Annotated in this window: 2 protein-coding genes; one reads left to right on the top strand and one right to left on the bottom strand. The window is 70.3% G+C overall.

What is annotated here, in order from left to right; all coding sequences use genetic code 11:
* Window positions 1-158: 158 nt before the first annotated feature.
* Complete coding sequence (locus ACWGPE_RS18525) at window positions 159-1,526, bottom strand: glutamine synthetase family protein (RefSeq protein WP_231431389.1); 1,368 nt, start codon at window positions 1,524-1,526, stop codon at window positions 159-161.
* Between the two features lie 222 nt (window positions 1,527-1,748).
* On the opposite strand from ACWGPE_RS18525, the gene ACWGPE_RS18520 reads away from it, so the two are divergent.
* On the top strand, window positions 1,749-3,311 hold the full coding sequence (locus tag ACWGPE_RS18520) for an amino acid permease (protein ID WP_231431388.1): 1,563 nt from the start codon (window positions 1,749-1,751) through the stop codon (window positions 3,309-3,311).
* The last annotated feature ends 12 nt before the right edge of the window (window positions 3,312-3,323 follow it).

Raw genomic sequence — 3,323 nt, 5'->3', positions numbered from 1 at the left:
GGGGGGGCCCGGGGCGCCCCCCCGCCGGGGCGGGGGTTGCCGCGGCGCCCCCCGGGGCCCGGCCGCCCGGCGGGGGGGCGGGGGGGGGGGGGCGGGCGGCGCGCGCGGCCCCCCCCCCCCCCCCACGGCCCCCCGGCCCGACCACTGAGTCGCTGAAGTCAGAGACGTTCGAAGCCACGCACCCGCTCCCAGTCCGTGACGGCCGCGTCGTAGGCGGCGAGCTCGACGCGCGCGTTGTTGAGGTAGTGCTCGACGACCTCGTCGCCGAAGGCGTCGCGCGCGACGGCCGAGGCGGCGAAGAGGTCGGCAGCGTCCCGGAGCGTCGCCGGCACCCGCGAGACATCGGACTCGTAGGCGTTGCCGGCGAAGAGCTCACCGGGCTCGAGCTCCTGGTCGATGCCGTGCAGGCCGGCCGCGATGAGCGCCGCGACCGCGAGGTACTGGTTGACGTCGCCGCCGGGCACCCGGTTCTCGACGCGCATGCCGTGGCCGTGGCCGACGACGCGCAGGGCGCACGTGCGATTGTCGAGTCCCCAGGCGATCGCGGTCGGTGCGAAGCTGCCGGCGACGTATCGCTTGTACGAGTTGATGTTCGGCGCGGAGAACAGGGTCAGCTCGCGCATCGCGGCGAGCTGGCCGGCGAGGAAGTGCCGGAAGAGCTTCGACATGCCGTGCGGGGCGTCGGGGTCGCTGAAGACGGCTTCGCCGCCCGCGCCGCGCAGGGAGATGTGGATGTGGCAGCTGTTGCCCTCGCGCTCGTTGAACTTCGCCATGAAGGTGATGGCCTTGCCGTGGCGGTCGGCGATCTCCTTCGCCCCGTTCTTGTAGAGCGAGTGGTTGTCGCACGTGGTGAGCGCGTCGGCGTAGCGGAAGGCGATCTCCTGCTGGCCGAGGTTGCACTCGCCCTTCACGCCCTCGCAGTACATGCCGGCGCCGTCCATCGATCGCCGGATGTCCTGCAGCAGCGGCTCCATGCGGGTGGAGGCGAGCAGCGCGTAGTCGATGTTGTAGTCGCTCGCGGGGGTGAGGTCGCGGTAGCCCTTGCGCCAGGCGTCGCGGTACGAGTCGTCGAAGACGATGAACTCGAGCTCGGTGCCCACGAAGGCGGTGAGCCCCCGCTCGGCGAGGCGCTCGAGCTGGCGCTGCAGGATGCGGCGGGGCGACGGCTCGACGGGTGCGCCGTCGAGCCACCGCAGGTCGGCCGTGACGAGCGCGGTGCGCTCGAGCCACGGGGTCATGCGGAGCGTCGCGAAGTCGGGGATGAGCGCCATGTCTCCGTAGCCGCGCTCCCAGCTCGACATCGCGTAGCCGTCGACCGTGTTCATCTCGACGTCGACCGCGAGCAGGTAGTTGCAGGCCTCGGCGCCGTGGGCGCCGACGTCCTCGAGGAACAGCCTCGCCGAGACCCGCTTGCCGACGAGCCGGCCCTGCATGTCCGTGAAGGCGACGATCACGGTGTCGACGTGATCGTCGGCGACCGCGCTGCGCAGCTGGTCGAGCGTCAGGTGACCGGTGGGTGACGACATCCGGGCTCCTCCTCGAGTTGGAATGGTCGGCGGTGGCGACCATTACACCACACCATCGGTGGGGGCGTGAGCGAGATTCGTCATGACCGGGTGAGCCTGATGAGGGAACCAGCTTGAAAAATGGTCTGTACAAGCGACCATTGAGCGCCCTATCATCGTGCCCACCACATCGCACCCCCGCGCGCCGCCGACCGGCCCGCGCGATGACCGCAAGGGAGCAGCATGGCCAAGGACACGCTCAAGGTCTCCGGCGTCACGTACGCGACGGCCGACGAAGGGTACTTCGAGAAACGGCGGTTGAAGCGCTCGGCGGGCGTCTGGGGGCTCTGGGGCCTCGCGGTCGCCGCCGTCATCTCGGGCGACTTCTCGGGCTGGAACTTCGGCATCGACTTCGCCGGCTTCGGGGGCATGCTCATCGCCTTCGCCATCCTCATCGTGATGTACTACGGCCTCATCTTCTCGATCGGCGAGATGAGCTCGGCGATGCCCCACACGGGCGGCGCCTACTCGTTCTCGCGCGCCGCGATGGGGCCCTGGGGCGGATTCGTCACCGGTCTCGCCGAGACGATCGAGTACGTCGCGACGACCGCCGTGATCGTGTACTTCTCTGCCGCCTACGCCGACGGCATCACGAGCGAGCTGCTCGGCTTCTCGATGCCCGCCTGGATCTGGTGGGTCATCCTCTACGTCGCCTTCATCGCGCTCAACTCGGCCGGAGCGAGCATCTCGTTCAAGTTCGCGATCGTCGTGTCGATCATCTCGATCGCGATCATCCTCGTGTTCAGCGCGATGGCGCTCTTCTCGGGCCAGTTCTCGTGGGACGCGCTCTGGGACATCGCACCCGACCCCGGCCAGACCGAGTTCCTGCCGCACGGCGTGCTGCCCATCCTGTTCGCGCTGCCGTTCGCGATGTGGTTCTTCCTCGGCATCGAAGAGCTGCCGCTCGCCGCCGAGGAGTCGCACGACCCCGTCCGCGACATCCCGCGCGCGGGCCTCATCGCCCGCGCGACGCTCATCATCACGGGTCTGCTCGTGCTGTTCCTCAACACGGGCGTCCTCGGCGCCGAGGCCACCGGCACGGCGGGCGAGCCGCTGCTCGACGGCTTCCGCGCGATCGTCGGCGACGGCGCCGCCGCGGTGCTCGCCCTCTTCGCGCTCATCGGCCTGCTCGCCTCGCTCCAGGGCATCATGTTCGCCTACGGCCGCAACATGTACTCGCTGTCGCGGGCGGGCTACTACCCGAAGTTCCTCTCGCTCACCGGCAAGCGGCAGACGCCGTGGGTCGCGCTCGTCGCGGGCGCCGTGATCGGGTTCGCGGCCCTCGTCGTGCTCGACGTGCTGGCGCGGATCGACGAGGAGGGGGCGGGGGCCGTCGCCGGCGCGATCGTGCTCAACATCGCGGTCTGGGGTGCGGTGCTCGCCTACCTCCTCCAGATGGTCGCCTTCGTCATCCTGCGGCGGAAGTTCCCGAACGCCAAGCGCCCGTACGTCAGCCCGTGGGGCGTGACGGGCGCGGTCGTCGCGGCGATCATCGCCGCGCTCATCTTCCTCGGATTCCTGCTCAACCCCACGTTCGTGCCCGCGATCATCGCGATCGCGGTCGTCTACGTCGTGATGCTGATCGGCTTCGGGGTCTGGGGCCGGCACCGGCTGATCCTCTCGCCGGAGGAGGAGTACGCCGTCTCCGGCGGACTGCACGGCGACCCGCAGGCGGAGGGCTACGGCGGCGCCGTCGAGGAGGAGCTGCTCGCGACCGACGGGGTCGACGAGCCGGATCGCGCCTAGCGGCGCGGACGG

It is taken from the genome of Agromyces sp. NPDC055658, assembly GCF_053618155.1.
Note: the sequence above shows the minus strand (reverse complement) of the source record. Positions and strands in the feature narration are given on the sequence as shown.